Below are 18,608 nucleotides of genomic sequence, written 5' to 3'. Positions count from 1 at the left end.
TGGTGGGGGACCCGGCCGGTGCGTCACGCGCGCGCCGCCGCGAATGCCTGAGCCAGGTCCGCGATCAGGTCGGCGGGGTCTTCCAGGCCGATGTGCAGGCGCAGCACCGTGCCGGCCTGCATGCGGGCGTCGGCCATTTCCGCCCAATAGCCGTGCGAGGCCAGGGCGCCGGGCTCGACCTGCGTGACCAGGCTTTCGTATCCGCCCCATGAATAGCCGATCCCGAACAGCCGCAGGCTGTCGATCAGGCGGCGCACCTGGGCCTCTGTGAAATCCACGGCCACGGCCAGCAGGCCGTTGGCGCCCGTCGCGTCGCGCCGCCACAGGGCGTGGCCGGCGTCGTCGGGCCACGCGGGAAAGAAGATCCGCGACACCTGCGGCTGGGCGTCGAGCCAGCGGCAGACTGCCATCGCATTTTCGGCGCAGGCGCGCAGGCGCACCCCCAGCGTGCGTGCCCCGCGCAGGGCCAGCCAGGCGTCGTCGGCGCTGACGGTGCTGCCCAGGGCATAGTGGGTTTCGTGCAGCTTGCCGACCAATGCCGGATCGCGCGCCACGGCCGCGCCCAGCATCAGGTCGGAATGCCCGCCGACGTACTTGGTGGCCGCGACCACCGAGACGTCGGCCCCCAGGGCCAGCGGACGGTAGATGTAGCCCGAGCCCCAGGTGTTGTCGGCCACCACGGTCAGGCCGCGCTCGTGCGCCCAGCGCGCCAGGGCCGGCAAGTCCAGCATTTCCATCAGCAGCGAACCCGGGGATTCCAGGTAGAGCACCCGCGTTTCGGGGCGCAGGGCCGCCTGCAGCGCGGCCAGATTGCCGCGCACGAAATCCATGGATACCCCCATGCGCGACAGGACGGTCTTGTGCAGGTAGCGCACCGGCCCGTAGACGCAGTCCACGACCAGGGCATGATCGCCCTGCCCCAGCAAGGCCATGAGCGCCATGCTGATGGCCGCCATGCCCGAAGGCGCGAGGAACGCCCGCTCGCCGCCTTCCAGACGGCACAGCAGGGTTTCCAGGGCTTCGTGGGTCTGCAGCCCGACCCGGCCGTAGGTGGGCACGCGCTCGCCGCGCTGCTTGGCGGCCTGGGCCCGGTCCAGGACATCCATGGAGGCGAAGCGCACCGTGCTGGTCCGGTACGAGGGTAGCGCCACCGGCCCGGAGCCGGTGACGGGGTCCAGGGGAGCCTGGCCGGTATGCTGCAGCAGGGTGTCGATGCGATCGGGATCGTGCGTTGCCATGATGGTTGTCATTGAGGTCGGATGCTCTGGAACCGGTACACCCCGTCCTCGCCGAGGATGCGCCGCAGGGATCCCTGGAAGTATAGGGCGTGCAGGTGGGCGATGGCTTCGCCCATGGCAAAGGACAGCTGGTGCATGTCGAGCTTGCGATGGAACAGCACCGGCAGCAGGTCGTAGGCGCTGCCGGGCTGCTCGCAGGCGGCCAGGACTTCGGCCAGGCGCTCGGCGTGGTGCGTCCGCTGCTGGGCGATGCGCCGGTGCAGGCCCCGGAAGGGCCGGCCGTGCGACGGCAGCACCAGGGCGTCTTCCGGCAGGCGCTCGTAGGCGACCAGCGAATCCAGGTACAGGCGCAGGGGGTCGGACTCGGGCTCCAGGTCGAACACGCTGACGTTGGTGGAAATGCGCGGCAGCACCATGTCGCCCGAGATCAGCGTGCCCAGGTCGGGACACCACAGCGAGACATGCTCGGGCGCATGGCCGTGGCCCACGATGACCTGCCAGCCGCGCCCGCCGATGGACACTTCCTGGCCATGCATCAGGCGGTGGAAACGGGGCGGCATGTCGGGCACCAGGCGGGTGTAGTAGTCGTGACGGGCGCGGATCATGTCCAGCGCCTGCGGATCGACCAGCCCGTGACGGGCGAAATGCCGCGCCGCGCCCTCGCCGGACGGGCCGCTGCCTTCGACCGACGAATCCGCCACCGACGACCCCGCCCACAGCCGGGCCACTGCGTAGTCCGTCATGGACATCCACAGCGGAGCCTGCCAGCGCGCGCACAGCCAATGCGCCAGCCCGACATGGTCCGGATGCATGTGGGTGACCAGCACGCGCAACACCGGCAGCCCATCCAGCGCCTGCTCGAACACGGCTTCCCAGCAGTCGCGCACTTCGGTCCGGTCGATGCCGCAATCGACCACCGTCCAGCCCTCGCGGTCGCCGATGCGGTCACGCAGCAGCCAGAGGTTGATGTGATCCAGGGCGAAGGGCAGCGGCATGCGGATCCAGCGCACGTCCGCCGCCACTTCCAGCGCACGGCCGGGCCCGGGCAGGGTATCGCCCCAGGGATAGTCCAGTTCGTTTTCCAGCGGATTCATGCCGTGTCTCCATGACGGTTCGGGTTTTCTCTCATCATTATGTCAGAATTCCTTCTTTACGTTGACGTAAACGTAATACATAATAGGCACCGGTTCCACCCCTCGTTCCGCATCACGACCGCCCCATGAGCCAAGCCACCTGGACAATTTCCGAGCTTGCCCGCGAATTCGGCGTCACGCCGCGCACGATCCGTTTCTACGAGGATCAGGGCATCGTCAGCCCGGCGCGCGAAGGCCGCAATCGCGTCTACGCGCCGCGCGACCGCACGCGGCTCAAGCTCGCCCTGCGCGGACGGCGCCTGGGGCTGCAGTTGTCCGAAATCGTCACGCTGATCAACCTGTACGACCAGGGTGGCGCCAGCAGCGAGGCGCAGTTGCGGCACTACGCCGAAGTCCTCGCCAACCACCGCGCAAAGCTCGAACAGCAGCGGCGCGACCTGGACGAAACCCTGAAAGAAATCCGCCACCAGCAGGCCGAGTGCGAGGCGCTGCTGCTGGCCCGTCATTCCTAGGAGACTGCCATGAACCTGCCCGGCCTGAACTTCGACCTCGGCTCCGACCTCGACATGCTGCGCGAGGCCGTCCGCGACTTCGCCCAAGCCGAAATCGCCCCGCGCGCGGCCGCGGCCGACCGCGACGACCAGTTCCCCATGGACCTGTGGCGCAAGTTCGGCGACCTGGGGCTGCTGGGCGTCACGGTGTCGGACGCCTATGGCGGCGCCAACCTGGGCTACCTGGCGCACATGATCGCCATGGAAGAAATCTCGCGCGCCAGCGCATCGATCGCGCTGTCCTACGGCGCCCATTCCAACCTGTGCGTCAACCAGATCCACCGCAACGGCACCGAAGCCCAGAAGCGCAAGTACCTGCCGGGCCTGATATCCGGCGAACAGATCGGCGCACTGGCCATGAGCGAGCCGGGCGCGGGCTCCGATGTCGTCAGCATGCGGCTGCGCGCCGAGAAGCGCGGCGACCGCTACGTACTGAACGGCACCAAGATGTGGATCACCAACGGTCCCGACGCCGACACCCTGGTGGTCTACGCCAAGACCACCCCCGAGGCGCACCAGCGCGGCATCACCGCCTTCATCGTCGAAAAGACCTTCCCCGGCTTTTCCGTGGCGCAGAAGCTCGACAAGCTGGGCATGCGCGGTTCGCACACGGGCGAACTGGTGTTCCAGGACTGCGAGGTGCCCGCCGAGAACGTGCTGGGCCAGGTCGACGGCGGGGTCAAGGTGCTGATGAGCGGCCTGGACTACGAGCGCGCCGTGCTCGCGGCCGGGCCCCTGGGCATCATGCAGGCGGTCATGGACGTGGTCGTGCCCTACGTGCACGAACGCAAGCAGTTCGGCCAGGCCATCGGCGAATTCCAGCTGATCCAGGGCAAGCTGGCCGACCTGTACACCACCCTGCAGGCCTGCCGCGCCTTCTGCTACACGGTCGGCAAGAACCTGGACAACCTGGGCGCTGAGCACGTGCGCCAGGTGCGCAAGGACTGCGCCGGCGTCATTCTGTACTGCGCCGAGAAAGCCACCTGGATGGCGGGCGAGGGCATCCAGATCCTGGGCGGCAACGGCTACATCAACGACTACCCCACCGGCCGCCTGTGGCGAGACGCCAAGCTCTACGAGATCGGCGCCGGCACCAGCGAGATCCGCCGCATGCTGATCGGCCGCGAGCTCTTCGGCGAGACCGCCTGAAAAGCGCCATGGACGAGACTGGCGACCACCGCCGCATCGAGCCCGTCGCGACCCGGGGCCAGCCCCCGGAGGCCGTGGCGCGCATGATCCTGGCCGGGTTCGATCGTCACTATTCGCTGTTCCGCTACAGCGCGCAGCGGGCCAAGGCCCTGTTCGAATCGGGCGACTGGCACGGCATCCAGCAGCTCTCGCGCGAGCGCATCGAATACTACGACACGCGCGTGCGGGAATGCGCGACCGCCCTGGGCCAGGCGTTGCGCGGCACCGCCCGCGCCCATACCGCGCCGGACACGGCCCTGACCGACGAGCAGGTCGAATTCTGGCAGGCGGTCAAGAGCAGCTACATCGCGCTGCTGGCCGGGCACCGCCAGCCCGAGTGCGCGGAGACCTTCTTCAATTCGGTGTCCTGCCGCATCCTGCACCGCAGCTACTTCAACAACGACTTCCTGTTCGTGCGCCCGGCGGTGGCGACCGACTACATCGACGGCGCGCACCCGTCCTATCGGGCCTACTACCCGCTGACCGAAGGCCTGCTGCCCAGTCTGACCCGCATGGCCGCCGACTTCGGCCTGGCTGCCCCCTACCACGACCTGCCGGCGGATGTGCGGCGCATGGCGCGGATGGGCCTGCGCCACCTGCGCCGCACACTGCCGCGCGGCCTGGGCAAGCGGCTGGCGCCCGACTGCCAGATCCAGGTGCTCAACACCCTGTTCTTCCGCAACAAGGGGGCCTACATCGTGGGTCGCCTGATCAACCAGACCGCCATCCACCCGTTTGCCGTGGCGCTGCTGCACACACCATCGGGCCACATCCAGTTCGACGCCCTGCTGCACACCAGCGACGACCTGAGCACGCTGTTCAGCTTCACGCGCGCCTATTTCCTGGTCGACATGGAAGCCTCGGCGGCCTACGTCGATTTCCTGTCGTCGCTGTTCCCGCGCAAGCCCAAGGCCGAGATCTACACCACCATCGGCCTGCAGAAACAGGGCAAGACCCTGTTCTACCGCGACTTCCTGCACCATCTGTCGCATTCGCGGGATCTCTTCGATTATGCGCCTGGCATCCAGGGCATGGTCATGACGGTGTTCACGCTGCCGTCCTACCCCTACGTGTTCAAGCTGATCCGCGACCGCATCGCCAAGGATGGCATGGACGAGGCCACGGTCCGGCGCAAATACCAGATGGTGAAGAAACACGACCGCGTCGGACGCATGGCCGACACCTGGGAATATTCGCAGGTCGCCCTGCCGCGCAACCGGTTCTCGCCCCGCCTGCTGGAAGGACTGCGCCGCGAAGTCCCCAGCCTCCTCGAAGAGACCGACGACCTGGTGGTGCTGCGCCACGTCTACATCGAACGCCGCATGACACCGCTGAACATCTACCTGGCCAGCGCCTCGGACGCGGCACTCGAGGCCGCCGTCCAGCAATACGGGCAGGCCATCCGCGAACTGGCCGCCGCCAACATCTTCCCGGGCGACATGCTGTACAAGAACTTCGGCGTCACCCGCCTGGGCCGCGTGGTCTTCTACGACTACGACGAAATCCAGCGCATGACGGAAATGCAGTTCCGCCGCATTCCGCCCGCGCCCAACGAAGAAGCCGAGTTGTCCGGCGAGCCCTGGTACCCGGTGGGCGCCAACGACGTGTTCCCCGAAGAATTCGAGCGATTCCTGCTGGGCGACCCCCGGGTGCGCGCCGCCTTCCTCAAATACCACGCGCCGCTTTTGGATGCACAATGGTGGCAGGACTGCCGCGCCCGCGCCGCCCAGGGCCGCATCGAAGACATCTTCCCCTACGACCAATCGCGCAGGCTGCAGCCGCCGGACGGCCATTCACGGCCCGCCCACAGCGCATCCCGGGACACCCCCTGAAATAGGAGCAACACCATGTCCGAATCCATCGTCATCGTATCCGCCGCCCGCACCCCCATGGGAAGCATGATGGGCAGCCTGTCCGGCCTGGCCGCGCACGAGCTGGGCGCCATCGCGATCCGCGCAGCAGTCGAGCGCGCCGGCATCGCGGGCGACGCCATCCAGGAAGTCATCATGGGCAACGTGCTGCAGGCCGGCCAGGGCCAGGCGCCGGCCCGCCAGGCCGCGCTGGGCGCGGGCCTGCCCAAGGGCGTCGCCTGCAGCACCCTGCACAAGGTCTGCGGCTCGGGCCTGAAGGCCGTGATGCTGGCCCATGACATCATCAAGGCCGAATCGGCCGAAGTCGTGGTGGCCGGCGGCCAGGAAAGCATGAGCAACGCGCCCTACCTGCTGCTGCGCGGCCGCCAGGGCTACCGCTACGGCCATTCCACGGTCTACGATCACATGGCGCTGGACGGCCTGGAAGACGCCTACCAGCGCGGCACGGCCATGGGCGTGTTCGCCGAAGACTGCGCCTCGAAATACAGCTTCACCCGCGAGCAGCAGGACGCCTTCTCCCTGGAATCGCTGCGCCGCGCCCGCCAGGCCACCGAAGACGGCAGCTTCAAGTGGGAAATCGCGCCGGTCACGGTCAAGGGCCGCAAGGGCGACACGGTGATCGACACCGACGAGTCGCCCACCAAGGCCATGCCGGAAAAGATCCCGACGCTCAAGCCCGCCTTCAAGAAGGACGGCACGATCACGGCGGCCAACGCTTCCTCGATCTCCGACGGCGCTGCCGCCCTGGTGGTCATGACGGCCTCCAGGGCCCAGGCGCTCGGCGCCCGGCCGCTCGCGCGCATCGTCGCGCATTCCCAGCATGCGCAGGAACCGCAATGGTTCACCACGGCCCCGGTCGGCGCCATCCAGAAACTGCTGGACAAGACCGGCTGGAAGGCCGGCGACGTCGACCTGTACGAAATCAACGAAGCCTTCGCCGTGGTCACCATGGCGGCCATGGCCGACCTGAACCTGCCGCATGACAAGGTCAACCTGCACGGCGGCGCCACGGCCCTGGGCCACCCCATCGGCGCTTCCGGAGCGCGCCTGCTGACCACGCTGATCGGCGCCTTGCGCAAGACCGGCGGCAAGCGCGGCATCGCTTCGCTGTGCATCGGCGGCGGCGAAGCCGTGGCCCTGGCCATCGAAATGCTGTAAGCATCCCGCAGCCCGCAGGGGCCGGCCGTCGCAAGCGGCCGGCCCGCTCTTTCCAGGAACAGGAACCGACATGCCGGTCATCGAGTCCCGCATCAACCCACGATCCCAGGAATTCCAGGACAACGCGCGCGTCATGCGCACGCTGGTCGACGATCTGCGCGAGCGCATCGCCCGCACGGCGCAGGGCGGCGGCGAAACGGCCCGCGCCAGGCACCTGGCGCGCGGCAAGCTGCTGCCCCGCGAACGGGTCGAGCGCCTGCTCGATCCCGGCACGCCATTCCTGGAGCTGTCGCCGCTGGCTGCGCTCGACGTCTACGACAACGCATCTCCCGGCGCCGGCCTGATCACCGGCATCGGCCGGGTCGGCGGCACCGAATGCGTGATCGTCTGCAACGACGCCACGGTCAAGGGCGGCACCTACTACCCGCTGACGGTCAAGAAACACCTGCGCGCCCAGGAAATCGCCCAGCAGAACCACCTGCCCTGCATCTACCTGGTCGACTCGGGCGGCGCCAACCTGCCCAACCAGGACGAGGTCTTTCCCGACCGCGACCACTTCGGGCGCATCTTCTACAACCAGGCCGTCATGTCCTCGATGGGCATCGCCCAGCTGGCCGTGGTGATGGGCTCCTGCACCGCCGGGGGCGCCTACGTGCCCGCCATGAGCGACGAGTCCATCATCGTGCGCAACCAGGGCACGATCTTCCTGGGGGGCCCGCCGCTGGTCAAGGCCGCCACGGGCGAGGAAGTCTCGGCCGAGGACCTGGGCGGCGGCGACGTACATACCCGCCTGTCGGGCGTGGCCGACCACCTGGCCGAGAACGACACGCATGCGCTGCGCCTGGCGCGCGACGCGGTGGCCCGGCTGAACCGCCCGGCGCCGCCCGCGCCCGGCCCCTGGGCCGAACCCCTGTACGATCCTGCCGAGCTGGATGGCATCATCCCCCAGGACACGCGCAAGCCCTACGACGTGCGCGAAGTCATCGCCCGCATCGTGGACGGTTCCGACTTCGAGGAATTCAAGGCGCGCTTCGGCGCCACCCTGGTCACGGGCTTCGCACGCATCTACGGCATGCCGGTGGGCATCATCGCCAACAACGGCATCCTGTTCTCCGAGGCGGCCCAGAAAGGCACGCACTTCATCGAACTCTGCTGCCAGCGCAACATTCCCCTGATCTTCCTGCAGAACATCAGCGGCTTCATGGTGGGCCGCAAGTACGAAAACGAGGGCATCGCCCGCCACGGCGCGAAGATGGTCACGGCAGTGTCCACCGCATCGGTACCGAAATTCACGGTGCTGATCGGCGGCTCCTTCGGCGCCGGAAACTACGGCATGTGCGGCCGCGCCTTCGGCCCGCGCCTGCTGTTCCTGTGGCCCAACGCGCGCATCTCGGTCATGGGCGGCGAACAGGCCGCCAGCGTCCTGGCCACGGTGCGGCGCGACAGCATCGAGCGCAAGGGCGGCGCCTGGTCCGCCGCCGAGGAAGAAGCCTTCAAGGAACCCATCCGCGCCCAGTACGAGCGCGAAGGCCATCCCTACTATTCCACTGCGCGGCTGTGGGACGATGGCATCATCGCCCCCGCCGACACCCGCCGCGTGCTGGGCCTGGGCCTGGCGGCGGCCCGCCATGCACCCGCCGAGCCCACCCGCTTCGGCGTCTTCAGAATGTGAGGACCTTCCCGTGTTCGACACCCTCCTGATCGCCAACCGGGGCGAGATCGCCTGCCGCATCGCCGCCACGGCCCGCCGCATGGGCATCCGCACCGTCGCCGTGTATTCCGACGCCGACGCCGACGCCCGGCACGTCCAGGCCTGCGACCGGGCCGTCCACATCGGCGGCCCCGAGCCCGCCGCCAGCTACCTGCGGGCCGACGCCATCCTGGATGCCGCCCGCCGCACCGGCGCCCAGGCCATCCACCCGGGCTACGGCTTCCTGTCGGAAAACGCCGGCTTCGCCCGCGCCTGCGCGGATGCCGGCCTGATCTTCGTCGGCCCGCCCGCGGACGCGATCGCCGCCATGGGCAGCAAGTCCGCCGCCAAGACCCTGATGTCCGGCGCAGACGTGCCGCTGGTGCCGGGCTACCACGGCGAGCGCCAGGAAGCCGATTTCCTCCAGGAACAGGCCCGCGCCATCGGCTACCCGGTGCTGATCAAGGCCAGCGCCGGCGGCGGCGGCAAGGGCATGCGCATCGTCCAGGACGACACCGATTTCCAGGCGGCCCTGGCTTCCTGCCAGCGCGAGGCGGCCAGCAGCTTCGGCAACGCGCAGGTCCTGATCGAGCGCTACCTGACCAAGCCGCGCCACATCGAGATCCAGGTCTTCGCCGACACGCACGGCCAGTGCGTGTACCTGTTCGAGCGCGACTGCTCGGTGCAGCGGCGCCACCAGAAGGTCATCGAGGAAGCCCCCGCGCCCGGCATGACGCCCGAGCGGCGCGAGGCCATGGGCCGCGCGGCCGTGGCCGCCGCGCAGGCCGTCGGCTACGTCGGCGCCGGGACGGTGGAATTCATCGCCGAGCCCGACGGACGCTTCTACTTCATGGAAATGAACACCCGGCTGCAGGTCGAACATCCGGTCACCGAGGCCATCACCGGCCAGGACCTGGTGGAATGGCAGCTGCGCGTCGCCGCCGGCCAGCCGCTGCCGCTGCGGCAGGACCAGTTGCGCATCCAGGGCCATGCCATCGAGGCGCGCATCTACGCCGAGAACCCGGACAAGGATTTCCTGCCCAGCATCGGCCACCTGAGCGCCCTGCAATGGCCGCCGCACGTGGTGTTCCAGACCGGTCCGGTCCGTGTGGACGGCGGCGTGCAGGAAGGCGACACGATCTCTCCGCACTACGATCCGATGATCGCCAAGCTGATCGTCCACGGCCAGGACAGGGAGCAGGCCCGGCAGCGGATGCTGCGCGCGCTGGGCGCGGTGCGCTGCACCGGCGTGCAGACCAACATCGCCTTCCTGGGCCGCCTGATGGACGACCCGGCCTTCGCCGCCGCCGACCTGGACACCGGGCTGATCGAGCGCGAGCATGAGCGCCTGTTTCCCGCGCCCCAGGATTGCGAGGACACCACCCTGGCCCTGGCGGCCGCGGCCTTGCTGCACGGCGACGGACTGCCCCGGCCCGGCGCGCCGGCGGCCGATGCAGGCCCCTGGCTCCAGGCCGACGGCTGGCGCGTGGGTGGCCGCTACGAGCGCGTGCTGACGCTGAAAGACGCCCGGGACGAACGCACCGTGCGCCTGTGCCGCGACGGCACGGACTGGACCCTGGCCGTGGACGACCGGCCCGCACAGGCCTTTAGCTGGCGCGCCGAAGGACGCCATCCGGTCCGCGCCCGCGTCCGCCTGGGCGAAGCGGAAACGCGCGGCGACATCCACCGCAACGGCTTCCACCTGGATGTCTTCGCCGACGGCCGGCGGCATGCCCTGGAATGGCGCGACCCGCTGACCCTGGCGGCTGCGGCCGCCGACGACGCGGCCGGCGGGCTGACCGCACCCATGCCGGGCAAGATCCTGTCGGTCGCCGTCGCAGCGGGCGATTCCGTGACACGCGGCACGCCCCTGATCGTCATGGAAGCCATGAAGATGGAACACACCATCGAGGCGCCCCACGACGGCACGGTCAAGGAAATCTTCTACGCGGTTGGAGACCAGGTGGCGGAAGGCGTCACCCTGATCGACCTGGAATCCGCCGCGGCCGGCTGACCCCGGCAGCCCTCCTGCTCCAGTTTCCGGCCCGCACCCGCCATCCGGCGGCGCGGGCCGGGTGCGCTTCCGGAGGAATCCGGTAAACTGGAATGGCAACCGCTTCATGACCGCCATGTACGACATCCTGGTTTATCTGTTCGAAAACTACTACACGCCCCAGGCCTGCCCGCGCGCCGAAGTTCTGGCAAGCAAGCTGGCGGCCGCCGGGTTCGAGCACGAAGACATCGACGACGCGCTGAACTGGCTGCGCGACCTGGCCAACACCACCGAGCGCTGCCTGCCGCTGGCCGTCATGCGCGACGCCCGGCGCGACGCCGCGCGCATCTACACCGACGAGGAATACGCGGCGCTGGGCACCGAGGCCATCGGCTTCATCAGCTTCCTGGAAACTTCGGGCAGCCTGCCCCCGGTCTTGCGCGAAATCCTGATCGAAGCCGCCCAGGCGGCGGATCATTCGCCCCTGACCCTGGCCGAGATCAAGGTCCTGGCGCTGATGGTCCTCTGGAGCCAGGAAGCCGAAGTCGACCACCTGGTATTCGAGGAACTGCTGGCCGACGACGAAGGCCGCCTGTCGCACTAGCACCCGTCCACCCCGGGCGGCGGGATCAGCCGCCCCCCAGCCACGATGCCGATGCCCCAGAACCCTTCCGCCGGCCACCAGGGCGCATCGCCGGCGGCCGGGGCTGCGGACAGCCCCGCCTATGTGGGCCGCTTCGCGCCCAGCCCCAGCGGCCCCCTGCACGCGGGCTCGCTGGTAGCCGCCCTGGCCAGCTACCTGGATGCTCGCGCGCATCGCGGGCGCTGGCTGCTGCGCATCGAGGACATCGACGAACCCCGCACCGTGCCCGGGGCCGACCGCATCATCCTGCAACAGCTGGAAACGCTGGGCCTGCGCTGGGACGAGGAACCGGTCTGGCAGACGCAGCGGCACCCCCTGTATGAACGGGCATTCGCCCGGCTGCGGGATGCCGGGCGCGTCTACGGCTGCGCCTGCACCCGGCGCGAACTGCCGCCCGGCCCGTATCCCGGCACCTGCCGCCCGCCCGCGGCCTCGCGCGGAGCCGGCCCGGACACGACCCCGCCCACCGCACGGCGTCCCGTCCGCAGCTGGCGCTTCCTGGCCGCACCCGGCATCGAAACTTTCCGCGACCGCTGGCTGGGCCCCCAGTCCCAGGACGTGTCGGCCGAGGTCGGCGACTTCATCATCCGCCGGGCCGACGGCCTGTGGGCCTACCAGTTGGTCGTGGTCGTGGACGACGGCGACCAGGGCGTCACCGACGTGGTGCGCGGCGCCGACCTGCTGGACTCCACCGCGCGCCAGCGGCAGCTGGCCCGCGCCCTGGGGCTGGTTCCGCCGCGCGTACTGCACGTGCCGCTGGTCCTGGACGCCGCCGGCCACAAGCTGTCCAAGCAGAACCACGCGCCCGCGCTGGACGTATCGCGCCCCCTGGACTGCCTGCGCGCCGCCTGGCGCGACCTGGGATTCTCCGATCTGGCGGCGGCCACGCCGCAGGCATTCTGGCCTGAAGCCACCGCCCGCTGGGCGCAACGGTTCGGGGTGGACGCGCCGCGCCCGGGCTGAGGCCGGCGCGGCACCGTGCGCGGGTCATGCGCACGCAACCCGGGGGCACCTAGAGCGGCGCCTGTTCTTCGTCCAGCAGCCCGGACAGCAAGGCGGTGCCGTCGACCGCCACCCGCAGCACCCCATAGCGCGCCCTGGCGTAGCGTTCGGCCTGCCCCTCGGGAAAGAACCAGCTGCGAGCGCCCCAATCCATCTCGCCGGCACGCCAGCGAAAGGCCAGCGCCACGACGTCCGCCGCGGCCATGGGTGTCTCGGCCGTCACCCCCGCCAGTTGCCAGATGCCCCGGTCGTCGGACCGCAGCAGCAGCCAGCCCCGCCCGGAAGCCTGCAACGCGTCCCGCACCGAAGTCCGCTCGCCCAGCCAGTCCCGCGCCTGACGGCGCACAGCGTAGTCCAGGTCCATGTAGTCTCCCTGCATCAGGGAGCGCGGGTCCACTGGCGCCAGGGCCAGGACCACCGGCCGCCCCTCGGCCAGGATCGTCCGGTAATGATGGATCTGGATCTGAGCCACAGCCAGCGCCAGCGCACCGGCGGCCAGCATCCCGGCCGGCCGCCGCCAGGGCGCACGCCGCGCAGCAAGGCCCAGGGCCGCTCCCAGGGCCGGCCGGCCGGCCAGTCCGGCCGCCGCCAGCAGCCAGAGCGCGGCCAGCCCCAGGCTTCCGGCCTTGTGCGCCAGCGTCACAGCGGGATCCAGGTAGAAGACATACAGGCCGGGCGGGGCAATGGCTACTCCCAGGCACGAAAGAAGGCGGTGCCCGGCCAGGCGGCCCAGCAGGAACCCGGTCAAGGCCACCGAAACCCCCGGGGCGTCCACCCATCCCAGGCCAGCCATGGACAGGACGGCCGCGGCCGTCCAGCAGGCGGCCGGCGGCAGCGCACGGCGCGACGCCAGCCAGGCGCCCAGGACCAGTCCGGGCAGCAGGGCAACCGCCAGGCCCGCCAGCCGGTCAGGCAGCGGCAGGCCCCAGGCGTAACCACCGCCGAACGCCGCCGCCAGCCACGCCAGGGGTGGTGCGACCAGCAGCAAGGCCCAGGCCACCGGCCGCCACAATGGCCGGCGATCCGCCCGCAGCGACAGAGTCCAGGCCAGCACCGCCCCCGCCTGGCACCACCACAGGCGCAGCATCAGGCCCTGCGGCCAGTCCGCGGGGGCGGCATCGAGCAGCCCCCGATCGGCCGGCGTTGCCGGCCAGGTCAGCCAGAGAACCGCAGCCAGCACCGCCAGCGCGGCGGCAAAGCGCAGAGCCTGCCGTGCACTGGCCAGGAAGACCGCCGCCCCCAGGGCCAGGACCGCGCCCAGCGGCAGCGCCGGAAGGCCCCGGTCGGTATCGAGGAACAGGGCGCCGCCAGTCGCCAGGACCAGGCCCACGCCGGCCAGCACTTCGCCCAGCTGGCCGGCAAGCGCACCCGGGCGGCCGCGGCGCGCCAGCCACAGGCCCGGCACCAGCAGAATCACCCCCAGCAGCAGGGCCTGCGCGCCGGTCTCGATATCCGCCATCGCCGCCACCCAGGCCACCAGCAGCAGGACGACGGATCCCAGGATCCCCACCCGCAGGCCGGCCAGGAACCAGGGCTCCCCGGGCGCCCGGGCCGGCGACACCGCGCGCCAGAGCCGGCGCACATGCGCCAGGGCAGCCAGCCCCAGCGCCAGCAGCAGCAGGATGAGCCCCAGCATCGTCAGCATGTCGTCCGCATGGGGCCAGAGCCACAGCCAGACCAGCCCCAGGCCGGTCAGCAGCGCCAATGCGCCCACGGCCAGGTCGCGGCGCCGGCGGGCATATACCCAGTACAGCGCCGCCAGCACGGCCACCGACAGCACGGGCAGCCACGGCGCCGGCCCGGCGCCCATGTCCAGGGCCGCCGGAAAACCGGCCATCCACAGCCCCCACAACAGCGCGGCCGCGGCCAGCCGTCTGGCCAGGCGCCATGGGTCGTCGAGCCGGGCTCCCGCCCATTCGGCCAGGACCAGCAGGCAGGCATTCAGGGCCGCCAGCCCGAGGAACGTCCGGGAATCGTCCCAGTCCAGCCAGGATGCGGCCCCGGACGAAAGATAAAGCCCGAGCGCCAGGTTCAGCAGGGCGGCGCACAGCAGCCAGGGAAATACCGTGCGCAGCAGGAGCAGCCAGGGCAGACTCAGGCCGGCCCAGAGCAGGAACAGGGGCCAGGCATCCGCGCCGGTCTGGTACGCCTGGCCCACGAGCGCCAGCAGGGCGCCGGTGCAGGCCGCCGCCAGCCCGGCAGGCAGATCCACCCACCGGCCCGCGCGCCAGGCCAGGGCCGACGCCGCCAGGCTGGACCCGGCCAGCGCACCGCGCGCCAGCCACAGCCGGGCGTCCGGCGCCCATCCGCCCCACTGCGACGCCACCCAGAAGACCAGGGCAGCGGCGGCCAGGATGACGGCCAGCAGCGCAGCGCCCCCGGCCAGGCGGCGGCGCCACGGACCCGCGGCGTCGGCCTGGGAAACGGGTGGGTCGGATTGCATCATGCGGAGTCCTGTGGGCAGACGGAAACGTTCACCGCATCTTATCGCGCGCGTTCCTGCGCGGCCTGCCGGTATTCCCGCGTCGTCTTGCCCGTCCAGCGCTTGAAGGCCCGGCGGAAATTGGTCGATTCCGAGAAACCCAGCAGCAGTGCGATGTCGTCGCCGTTCATGTGGGTGGTCCGTACGTATTCCACCGCCAGGGACGAGCGCACGTCGTCCAGGATCGCCGAGAACGACGTGCCCTCGGCCTGCAGATGCCGGCGCAGGTTGCGCGATGTCATGCCCAGCTGGGCCGCGATCGCCTCCATGTCGGGGAATTCGCCGGGCCGCCTCAGCAGGCGCTGGTAGACCTCGCCCGCCATGCCCGTCAGGGTACTGGCGTTGCTGATCAGACCTTCGCAGGTCTGCTGCAGCACGGTGGCCGTCAGCCGGTGCGCCAGCCGGGGACGCTGATCCAGGATGGCCGCGTCATAGTGCAGCTCGCACTGCGGATGGCCGAACTCGCAGGGACAGCCCAGGAAGCGCTCGTAGATCGCGGCATGGAGCGGCGCCGCATACGAGAAACAGGCCCTGACGGGAAAGCAGGGGCGGCCGAACACGTCCTGCAGGTGCGTCACGTGCTGTGTGTACTGCTGCTCGATCAGGAAGCGCCGGATGTCCGGCGAGTCGTAGCTCACGATCGCATCGGGAAAGGTCCAGACCGCCTTGTCGTCCCGTTCCGACCACTCGATGGTCAGGGTCGGGGTCGCCAGCGAGTGGTACTTCACGCCCAGCAGGAAATAGTCGCGCATTTCCAGGCACGACATGAGCGCATAGCCGTACATGCCATAGGCGGAAAGATGCAGCCGCGAGCCTGTCAGGAATGGCGTGGCGGGATCGGCCGACAGGGCCAGGGCATTGCCGCAGACGTCCACGTACTGCCGGATCGAAGTCAGCGCCGTGGCATCGTAGATGCGTGTTTCGTCCACCCCGGTGCCCTGCAGGCTCAGCGACGGCGGGATCCCCTGCTCGGCCAGCACTTCGACCAGGGCGGCGATCTTGTAGGGCGCATAGATGCGCTCGTTATAGCGGGGAGGGCGGCTTCGCATGGGGAATGGTATTTCCGATGATGATATGCGGACGTCCGGAATCGATCTTATCATCCATGCGGGACTCCATTACTCTTTCCCCGGGGCCATGCCCGGCCCGCAACAGAACAGACAACCCGCCAGGGAGACAGGAATCGGCATGAAGCTACAAGACAAGGTCGCACTGATCACAGGCGCCGGCCGCGGAATCGGCGCAGCGACCGCCATCAAGTTCGCGCAGGAAGGCGCAACGATCGTCGCCTGCGACATACACGAAGACGCCGTGCAGCAGACGCTCCACGACTGCCGCGCCGCCGGCGCAACCGCCATCGGCATCGCGGCCGACGTCACGGACCGGTCCGGCATGGATCGGGCCGTCGAATCCATCTTGGACCGGTTCGGACGCGTCGACATCCTGGTGAACAACGCAGGCATCACCCGCGATGCCCGCTTCGAGAAAATGACCGAGGCGCAATTCGACGCGGTGATCAACGTGAACCTGAAGGGCGTCTTCAATGCCGCCCAGGCCGTCGTTCCCAGCATGATCGGACAGGGTTGCGGCGTCATCCTGAACGCCAGTTCCGTGGTCGGCCTCTACGGCAACTTCGGCCAGACCAACTACGTGGCCGCCAAATCCGGCGTCATCGGCTTCACCCTGACCTGGTGCCGCGAACTGGGCCCGAAGGGCATCCGGGTCAACGCCGTGGCGCCCGGCTTCATCCAGACCCCCATGCTCGACAGCGTGCCGGATACCGTGCTGACGCGCATGAGCGACCAGGTCCCGCTGCGCCGCCTCGGGCAACCCGAGGAAGTCGCCAATCTCTACGCTTTCCTGGCCAGCGACGAGGCCAGCTACATCAACGGCGCCGTGATCGAAGTCACCGGCGGCCTGAGGATCTGACATGTCGATCACCCAACGGTTGCTCGTGCCTGCGGGCCTGAAAGTCCTGATCACCGGGGGCGCGGCCGGCATCGGCGCCTCCATCGCGGCGGGCTTCCTGGAGGCGGGCGCCCGCGTCTATGTCTGCGACATCGACGCACAGGCGCTGGAAGACTTCCGGCGGCGCCATCCCGGCGCCCGGGGAACCGTCGCGGACGTCGGCCGCGAAGACGCCGCCGCGCACGCCGTGGAAGACGCGGCGCAGGCGCTGGACGGCCTGGACGTGCTGGTGAACAACGCCGGCATCGCCGGTCCCACGGGCGGCATCGATACCTTGTCCGCCCCCGACTGGGAGCGGACGATCGGCACCAACCTGAACAGCCAGTTCTACTTCCTGCGCCATGCCGTCCCCCACCTGAAACGCTCCGCACACAATCCGCACATCGTCGCCATGTCCTCCGTGGCGGGCCGCCTGGGCTACCCTTTCCGCACCCCCTACGCCGCGACGAAATGGGCCATCGTCGGCCTGATGAAATCCCTGGCGGCGGAACTCGGCCCCGAAGGCGTGCGCGTCAATGCCATCCTGCCGGGCGTCGTCGCCGGCCCCCGGATGGACCGCGTCATCGCGGCGCGCGCCCAGGCGCTGGGGCTGGACGACGAAGCCATGCGGGCGCAGTATCTCGGCAAGATTTCCCTGCGCCGCATGGTCTCGGCCGAAGACATCGCCGCAATGGCCCTGTTCCTGTCCACCCCGGCTGCCTCGAACATCTCGGGGCAGGCCATCAGCGTGGACGGCAACGTCGAATACCTGTAGCCCGCCCGCGCGGGCTAGAAGCCCACGGCATCGGCCCCCTTCAGGCCCAGCATGTCGCGGGCTTCCCGGGGCGTCGCGATCTCCAGGGACAAGTCCTCCAGGATGCGCCGGATCTTGCGAACCTGGTCCGCATTCGATGGGGCCAGTTCGCCCCGCGACAGGAACAGGCTGTCCTCCAGCCCCACGCGGACATTCCCGCCCATGACAGCCGCCATCGTCGACAGGGCCATCTGGTGCCTGCCCGCCCCCAGGACGGAAAACCGGTAGCCGTCCCGGCCGAACAAATGGTCGGCGACGTCCCGCATGTGCGTCAGGTTGGCCGGATCCGGTCCGATGCCGCCCAGCACGCCGAAGATGAACTGGATGAACAGCGGCGCCTGCACCAGCCCTTCGTCCACGAAATGGGCCAGGTTGTAGAGATGCCCCACGTCGTAGCACTCGAACTCGAAACGCGTGCCGTGGGCCTGCCCCAGGGACTTCAGGATATAGGCGATGTCCTTGAACGAGTTGCGGAATATCTGGTCTTCCATGCCTTCGACGTAGGGCTTCTCCCAGTCGTGCTTCCACTCGGTCATGCGGCGTGCGACCGGATGGATGGAAAAATTCATCGATCCCATGTTCAACGAGCACATCTCCGGCCTGGCCAGCAGCGGGTAGGCCAGCCGCTCGGCCAGGCTCATGCGCGTCGTGCCCCCGGTCGTGATGTTGATGACGGCATCGGTGGCCGCCTTGATCCGCGGCACGAAGCGGCCGAAGATTTCCGGATCGGGCGTGGGCCGACCGTCGACCGGATCGCGGGCATGCAGGTGCAGGATGGCGGCGCCCGCCTCGGCGGCCGCGACGGCCTGCTCCTCGATCTGCTCCGGCGTCAGCGGCAGATAGGGCGACATCGACGGCGTGTGGATGCCACCCGTGATGGCGCAGGTGATGATGACCTTGTCATTCTTGCGTTTCATGTTTCCGTTTCCATGCATCT

The 18,608-nt window shown here is 69.4% G+C and carries 15 protein-coding genes; 10 read left to right on the top strand and 5 right to left on the bottom strand.

What is annotated here, in order from left to right; genetic code table 11:
* Positions 1–23 precede the first annotated feature (23 nt).
* Positions 24–1,238 (bottom strand): cystathionine beta-lyase, encoded by a 1,215-nt coding sequence (gene metC, locus ABD022_RS10185; protein WP_325123797.1) that lies wholly within the window; start codon positions 1,236–1,238, stop codon positions 24–26.
* Positions 1,239–1,246: 8 nt separating this feature from the next.
* Positions 1,247–2,332 carry an MBL fold metallo-hydrolase gene (locus tag ABD022_RS10180; RefSeq protein ID WP_343821220.1) on the bottom strand — a complete coding sequence of 362 codons (1,086 nt, stop codon included), beginning with the start codon at positions 2,330–2,332 and terminating at the stop codon, positions 1,247–1,249.
* A gap of 125 nt (positions 2,333–2,457) precedes the next feature.
* Here ABD022_RS10180 and ABD022_RS10175 point away from each other — a divergent pair, with 125 nt between their 5' ends.
* From ABD022_RS10175 to gluQRS, 8 genes are all read left to right on the top strand, one after another.
* A complete protein-coding gene (locus ABD022_RS10175) occupies positions 2,458–2,844 on the top strand; it encodes a MerR family transcriptional regulator (RefSeq protein WP_325123795.1) in 387 nt (128 codons plus the stop codon).
* Between the two features lie 9 nt (positions 2,845–2,853).
* Complete coding sequence (locus ABD022_RS10170) at positions 2,854–4,032, top strand: isovaleryl-CoA dehydrogenase (protein WP_325123794.1); 1,179 nt, start codon at positions 2,854–2,856, stop codon at positions 4,030–4,032.
* Between the two features lie 8 nt (positions 4,033–4,040).
* Entirely contained in the window at positions 4,041–5,903 is a 1,863-nt protein-coding gene (aceK, locus tag ABD022_RS10165; RefSeq protein WP_325123793.1) for a bifunctional isocitrate dehydrogenase kinase/phosphatase, read from the top strand.
* Between the two features lie 15 nt (positions 5,904–5,918).
* On the top strand, positions 5,919–7,100 hold the full coding sequence (locus tag ABD022_RS10160) for an acetyl-CoA C-acyltransferase (protein WP_325123792.1): 1,182 nt from the start codon (positions 5,919–5,921) through the stop codon (positions 7,098–7,100).
* Positions 7,101–7,170: 70 nt separating this feature from the next.
* On the top strand, positions 7,171–8,772 hold the full coding sequence (locus ABD022_RS10155) for a carboxyl transferase domain-containing protein (RefSeq protein WP_343821217.1): 1,602 nt from the start codon (positions 7,171–7,173) through the stop codon (positions 8,770–8,772).
* A 10-nt stretch (positions 8,773–8,782) separates the two neighbouring features.
* Positions 8,783–10,804, top strand: a complete 2,022-nt coding sequence (locus ABD022_RS10150) for an acetyl/propionyl/methylcrotonyl-CoA carboxylase subunit alpha (protein ID WP_343821215.1) — start codon at positions 8,783–8,785, stop codon at positions 10,802–10,804.
* Between the two features lie 115 nt (positions 10,805–10,919).
* Positions 10,920–11,387, top strand: a complete 468-nt coding sequence (locus ABD022_RS10145) for a Smg family protein (RefSeq protein ID WP_325123883.1) — start codon at positions 10,920–10,922, stop codon at positions 11,385–11,387.
* Between the two features lie 51 nt (positions 11,388–11,438).
* Positions 11,439–12,389, top strand: a complete 951-nt coding sequence (gene gluQRS / locus ABD022_RS10140) for a tRNA glutamyl-Q(34) synthetase GluQRS (RefSeq protein WP_325123789.1) — start codon at positions 11,439–11,441, stop codon at positions 12,387–12,389.
* A gap of 49 nt (positions 12,390–12,438) precedes the next feature.
* Here the strand turns inward: gluQRS and ABD022_RS10135 are convergent, their stop codons facing one another.
* Both ABD022_RS10135 and ABD022_RS10130 read right to left on the bottom strand, forming a co-directional pair.
* Entirely contained in the window at positions 12,439–14,874 is a 2,436-nt protein-coding gene (locus ABD022_RS10135; protein WP_343821213.1) for a GDYXXLXY domain-containing protein, read from the bottom strand.
* A 38-nt stretch (positions 14,875–14,912) separates the two neighbouring features.
* Positions 14,913–15,959 (bottom strand): AraC family transcriptional regulator, encoded by a 1,047-nt coding sequence (locus ABD022_RS10130; protein ID WP_343821212.1) that lies wholly within the window; start codon positions 15,957–15,959, stop codon positions 14,913–14,915.
* Between the two features lie 139 nt (positions 15,960–16,098).
* On the opposite strand from ABD022_RS10130, the gene fabG reads away from it, so the two are divergent.
* Positions 16,099–16,839 (top strand): 3-oxoacyl-[acyl-carrier-protein] reductase, encoded by a 741-nt coding sequence (gene fabG / locus ABD022_RS10125; RefSeq protein ID WP_343821210.1) that lies wholly within the window; start codon positions 16,099–16,101, stop codon positions 16,837–16,839.
* A 1-nt stretch (position 16,840) separates the two neighbouring features.
* Positions 16,841–17,632 carry an SDR family oxidoreductase gene (locus ABD022_RS10120; RefSeq protein ID WP_325123785.1) on the top strand — a complete coding sequence of 264 codons (792 nt, stop codon included), beginning with the start codon at positions 16,841–16,843 and terminating at the stop codon, positions 17,630–17,632.
* Positions 17,633–17,646: 14 nt separating this feature from the next.
* Here ABD022_RS10120 and kce read toward each other — a convergent pair whose 3' ends face one another.
* Positions 17,647–18,588 carry a 3,5-dioxohexanoate:acetyl-CoA acetone transferase gene (kce, locus tag ABD022_RS10115; RefSeq protein WP_343821208.1) on the bottom strand — a complete coding sequence of 314 codons (942 nt, stop codon included), beginning with the start codon at positions 18,586–18,588 and terminating at the stop codon, positions 17,647–17,649.
* Positions 18,589–18,608 lie beyond the last annotated feature (20 nt).

Source organism: Castellaniella daejeonensis (assembly GCF_039523555.1).
Taxonomy (GTDB): Bacteria; Pseudomonadota; Gammaproteobacteria; order Burkholderiales; family Burkholderiaceae_B; genus Castellaniella; species Castellaniella daejeonensis.
This window is presented reverse-complemented; position numbering and strand designations above follow the sequence as displayed.

Coding starts and splice junctions, on each gene's coding strand:
- metC (WP_325123797.1), bottom strand. CDS start 1,238: ATGGCAACGCACGATCCCGATCGCATCGACACCCTGCTGCAGCATACC.
- ABD022_RS10180 (WP_343821220.1), bottom strand. CDS start 2,332: ATGAATCCGCTGGAAAACGAACTGGACTATCCCTGGGGCGATACCCTG.
- ABD022_RS10175 (WP_325123795.1), top strand. CDS start 2,458: ATGAGCCAAGCCACCTGGACAATTTCCGAGCTTGCCCGCGAATTCGGC.
- ABD022_RS10170 (WP_325123794.1), top strand. CDS start 2,854: ATGAACCTGCCCGGCCTGAACTTCGACCTCGGCTCCGACCTCGACATG.
- aceK (WP_325123793.1), top strand. CDS start 4,041: ATGGACGAGACTGGCGACCACCGCCGCATCGAGCCCGTCGCGACCCGG.
- ABD022_RS10160 (WP_325123792.1), top strand. CDS start 5,919: ATGTCCGAATCCATCGTCATCGTATCCGCCGCCCGCACCCCCATGGGA.
- ABD022_RS10155 (WP_343821217.1), top strand. CDS start 7,171: ATGCCGGTCATCGAGTCCCGCATCAACCCACGATCCCAGGAATTCCAG.
- ABD022_RS10145 (WP_325123883.1), top strand. CDS start 10,920: ATGTACGACATCCTGGTTTATCTGTTCGAAAACTACTACACGCCCCAG.
- gluQRS (WP_325123789.1), top strand. CDS start 11,439: ATGCCCCAGAACCCTTCCGCCGGCCACCAGGGCGCATCGCCGGCGGCC.
- ABD022_RS10135 (WP_343821213.1), bottom strand. CDS start 14,874: ATGATGCAATCCGACCCACCCGTTTCCCAGGCCGACGCCGCGGGTCCG.
- ABD022_RS10130 (WP_343821212.1), bottom strand. CDS start 15,959: ATGCGAAGCCGCCCTCCCCGCTATAACGAGCGCATCTATGCGCCCTAC.
- fabG (WP_343821210.1), top strand. CDS start 16,099: ATGAAGCTACAAGACAAGGTCGCACTGATCACAGGCGCCGGCCGCGGA.
- ABD022_RS10120 (WP_325123785.1), top strand. CDS start 16,841: ATGTCGATCACCCAACGGTTGCTCGTGCCTGCGGGCCTGAAAGTCCTG.
- kce (WP_343821208.1), bottom strand. CDS start 18,588: ATGAAACGCAAGAATGACAAGGTCATCATCACCTGCGCCATCACGGGT.